4 protein-coding genes are annotated in these 4286 nt (G+C 71.3%); all 4 read left to right on the forward strand.

Annotation, left to right across the window (positions count from 1 at the left end; all coding sequences use genetic code 11):
- The first annotated feature begins 90 nt into the window (after positions 1-90).
- The 4 genes from OP18_RS56655 (at position 91) to OP18_RS50375 (ending at position 4136) form a co-directional block, all read left to right on the forward strand.
- Complete coding sequence (locus OP18_RS56655) at positions 91-843, forward strand: DUF6884 domain-containing protein (protein ID WP_052388588.1); 753 nt, start codon at positions 91-93, stop codon at positions 841-843.
- Positions 840-2441: a YfjI family protein gene (locus OP18_RS50365; RefSeq protein ID WP_033367890.1), complete on the forward strand. Its 1602-nt coding sequence runs from the start codon at positions 840-842 to the stop codon at positions 2439-2441. Before OP18_RS56655 ends, OP18_RS50365 begins: the two co-directional genes overlap by 4 nt.
- 343 nt (positions 2442-2784) lie before the next feature.
- Positions 2785-3006, forward strand: coding sequence for an excisionase family DNA-binding protein (locus tag OP18_RS50370; protein ID WP_033367891.1), 222 nt, complete (start codon positions 2785-2787; stop codon positions 3004-3006).
- Positions 3006-4136, forward strand: coding sequence for a tyrosine-type recombinase/integrase (locus OP18_RS50375; protein ID WP_033367894.1), 1131 nt, complete (start codon positions 3006-3008; stop codon positions 4134-4136). Before OP18_RS50370 ends, OP18_RS50375 begins: the two co-directional genes overlap by 1 nt.
- The last annotated feature ends 150 nt before the right edge of the window (positions 4137-4286 follow it).

Genomic DNA, 4286 nt, shown 5'->3' on the forward strand with positions numbered 1-4286 from the left:
GAAGGGCGACCGGCCAAGGCCCTCTCTCAGTCCTCGTCGAGTTCCAACAGCAACCCTCTCAGAGGGCTCTGCCGAAAGGATGGTGCCCTAGTGACCGGCATCCGCGACAACCACAGTTGTCACGCGGCGGCCGAGCTCCACCCGATGACCGCCCATCTGGCCGACCTCGCCGCGCAAGTGCCCACGGCCCAGACGCCCTCGGCGGCGCTGGCCGCGCTCGCCGCGCTGGAGGACGCATGCCGGGAGGCGCGCGAGTGGCTCGTGGTGGACCTGGTCCTCAACGATGGCTGGTCGTTCGCCGAGCTGGGCCGCGCCCTGGGCGTCACCCGGCAGGCCGCCAGCAAGGCATACGCCGCCCCGGTAGAGCAGCGGATGCGGCACAACCTCCGCAGCCGCGACACCGCCCTGGTCGTCGTGGCGTGCGGCGGCGCCAAGCTCGACCGGCCCGCCCCGGCCGCTGACCTGTACGTCGGCAGCTACCACCAGGCGTGCCGCCGCGCGGCCGAGCGCCTCGGCGGGCGGCTGGTCATCCTCTCGGCCCGCTACGGGCTGCTCATGCCGCACACCGTGATCGCCCCGTACGAGCAGCGCATGGGCCAGCCCGGCGCGGTCGCCGTGGCGACGCTGCGCGCGCAGGCACGACGCCTCGGTCTCGACACCGCTGGGGACGTGACGGTGCTGGGCGGAAGGGAGTACGCCGACGCCGCGTCGGCGGTCTGGCCGCACGCCCGCCGCCCTCTCGACGACGCCCGAGGCATCGGCCCGCAAATGCGCGCGCTGGCCGAGCTGGCGCGCACGGCGACAACCACGGTTGCGCCCCAACCGGAAGGACTAGCCGCATGACCGCGCCACGACTCCAACTCGTCACCGGCGACGCGCCACCGCCGCCGGAGCTGTCCACGGCCCTGTGGGACGTACCCGTGCCGCTCGGGGGGCGGGCGGCGCCGCCGCCGTTCCCGGTCGACGTGTACCCCGGATGGCTGGCCGACATGGTGTCCGGCGTCGCGGAGTTCACCCAGACCGACACCGCCATGGCCGGCACCGTCGCCCTGGCCGTGCTCTCCGCCTGTGCGGGCGGGCGCCTCGACGTGGAGGCCAAACCCGGCTGGCGGGAACCGGTCAACGTGTTCGTCGCGGTCATCGCCGAACCGGGCGAACGCAAGAGCCCGGTGCATGGGGCGCTGACCCGGCCGCTGTTCGCCGCGCAGCAGACCCTCGCCGAACGTGCCCGGCCGCGCATCGAGGAAGCCGCCACGCTCAAGGACGTAGCGGCCCGCGCGGCGGAGCAGGCTAAGGCAACCGCGGCACGGGCCGACGCCGCCAAGCGGGACGACGCCACGGCCGAGGCGGTCGCCGCCGCCCTGGCCGCCGAGGCCATCACCGTGCCGTCGCTGCCCCGGCTCATCGCCGACGACGTGACCCCGGAGAAGCTGGTCGGGCTGATGGACGCCAACGGCGGGCGGATGGCGCTCATCTCCGACGAGGGTGGCATCTTCGACACCCTCGCCGGCCGCTACTCGAGTAACCCCAACCTCGACCCCTACCTCAAAGGGCACGCCGGGGCGCCGATGCTGGTGGACCGCACCGGCCGCGAAGGCGAGTACATCCTGCGCCCGGCGCTCACGGTCGGGGTGATGGCGCAGCCCTCGGTGTTGCGCAAGTTCGGCGGCAACGGCGACCTCGCCGGGCGGGGCGTGGTCGCCCGGTTCCTGTTCGCCCTGCCGCGCAGCCTCGCCGGGTACCGCAACGACGACGCCGCCCCGGTACCGGAGCACACCGGCGAGCACTACGCGCGGCAGGTGCACGACCTGGCCGCCACCTTCGCCGAATGGGACGACCCGGCCGTGGTCACCCTCACCGACGACGCCAAGAAGGTCCGATCCGAGGCTGCCAACCGCATCGAGCGGCAGCTGCGGCCGGGCGGGTCGCTGCGCGACATCCGGGAGTGGGCCAACAAGCTGTCCGGCGCCATGCTCCGGCTGGCCGGGCTGCTGCACGTCGCGCACCACCCGACCGACGGGTGGCGCCAGCCGATCGACGCCGCACGGATGGCCGACGCGGTCCGGCTGACGGCGTTCTTCGTCGCGCACTACCAGGCCGCGCAGCACGTCATCAGCGGCGACCCGGCCGTCGACACCGCCCGCACGGTGCTTGCCACGCTGATCGAGCGGCAGATGACCTGCTTCACCCGGCGCGAGCTCCACCGCCGCATGCAGCGGCAGCTCCCCAAGGCCGCGCAGGTCGTCGCCGTGCTCGACACCCTCGCCGCGCACGGCTGGGTGAGAGCCACGGACGCGGGCTACGAACTGCACCCGCGCGCCGCCGAGTACGCCGCCACCCCGCCAGACAGGGCGGGAAGCGATGACACGGTGACAGACGCCCTCGATGACGACGTTTCCGCAGGTGAAGACACGTCCGAGGCTGTCACCGGGTCGCGGTGACAACCGGTGACAGCGGTGACAGGCCACCAGTGCTGTCACCGCTGTCACCACCTGTCACCGGCGGGCGGTGACAGCACTAAACCACTTGTGAGCAGTGCAGACGTGCCCTCGATAGGGCTGCTGTCACCGTGTCACCGCCTCTGCCCCTCATGCCGACGAGACGGCCCCCGCGAGCTACGCGGGGGCCATCTCAGAGGCTCTCAGCCGGATTAACGCTAAGGAAGACATAGACGTGCGCAAGATCTTGCCCCAGCGAGCCTCTCAGGGCGCCGCGAGAGCCACGCGGCCGACCGGCGACACCACCCCAGCACCCGAACCGCCCCGCTCCGGAAAGGCGCTCACGATGCCACGCAACCCACGGGAGCACACGCCCCGAGACAGGTACCTCAGCGTTGCGGAGGTCGCCGACATCCTCGGCACGACCGAGCGCTTCCCGCGCCGCCTGATCGAGGAACGGCGCATCGAGTTCAAGCGGTTCGGTCGGCACGTGCGCATCGCCGAGAGCGTGCTCATGGCCTACATCGAGTCGTGCACCGTGGCGCCGTCCGGACGGAGGGTCGCCTAGTGGCCGGCAAAGACCAGCGCCGACGCTTCGGCAGCGTCCGCGCACTCCCATCCGGCCGCTTCCAGGCCCGCTACACCGGCCCCGACGGCATCAAACGCCCCGCCCCACACTCCTTCGCCACGGAACGCGAGGCCGAGCGATGGCTGGTCAAGACCGAAGCGGACATGCTGCGCGGCGACTGGATAGACCCTGACGCGGGCAACATCCAACTCAGGCAGTACGTCGCCGACTGGATGCGCGACCGCGACCTCAAGGCGCGCACCCGAGAGGAGTACGAACGGCACCTCCGGCTCCACGTCCTGCCCTTCCTGGGCGACGCCATGCTGAGCCAGATCGGACCGCCGAAGGTCCGCGCCTGGCGGACCGGACGGCTGGACGCTGGCATCGGCAAGCCGACCGTGGCCAAGACATACCGCATCCTGCACGCCGTTTTCGCCACCGCCGTTGACGATGACCTGATCCGACGCAACCCCTGCCGGATCAAGGGCGCGGCGACGGCCAAGGTCGAGGAGCGGCCGATAGCGACCCTCGACCAGGTGTTCGCCATCGCCGCCGCCATCCAGCCGCGCTACCGGCTGCTCGTGCTGCTGGCGACCTTCGCGCAGATGCGCTTCGGCGAGCTGGTCGCGCTGCGACGGCGCAGCATCGACCTCGACGCGATGGTCGCGTGGGTGCGGAAGTCCACGGCCGAGATGGAGGACGGCACGCAGGTCGACGACGACCCGAAGTCGGAAGCGGGCAAGCGCTCGATCAGCCTGCCGCACGGGCTGCAGCCGGACATCGCGCACCACCTCAAGGAGTACGCACAGCCCGGCCCGCACGGGCGGCTGTTCGTCGGTCCGCTGGGCGGCATCCCCCGCCGTCGCAACTTCAACCGCATCTGGCGCAACGCACTGAAGGGAGCGGGCATCTCGCCAGACCTCGACCTTCACCTTCACGACCTGCGGCACACCGGTAGCACCTGGTCGGCACAGAGCGGGGCCACCTTGAAGGAACTCATGGCGCGCATCGGCCACTCCAGCACCCGCGCCGCCATGATCTACCAGCACGCCACCAGTGATCGAGATCACGCCATCGCCAAGGCGCTCGATGCCCTGATTGAGGAAGCCGGAAGCAAGATCAACGCATGATGTGGCACGCGGGTGGCACGCCGCCCGGTTAAGCGCTGAAACGGCGAACGCCCTGGCTTCGCGGTGATCCCGCGACGACCAGGGCGTTTGGCGTTTTACACGATGGAGTGGAGACGAGGGGACTCGAACCCCTGACCCCCACACTGCCAG

The organism is Dactylosporangium aurantiacum, from assembly GCF_000716715.1.
Taxonomy (GTDB): Bacteria; Actinomycetota; Actinomycetes; order Mycobacteriales; family Micromonosporaceae; genus Dactylosporangium; species Dactylosporangium aurantiacum.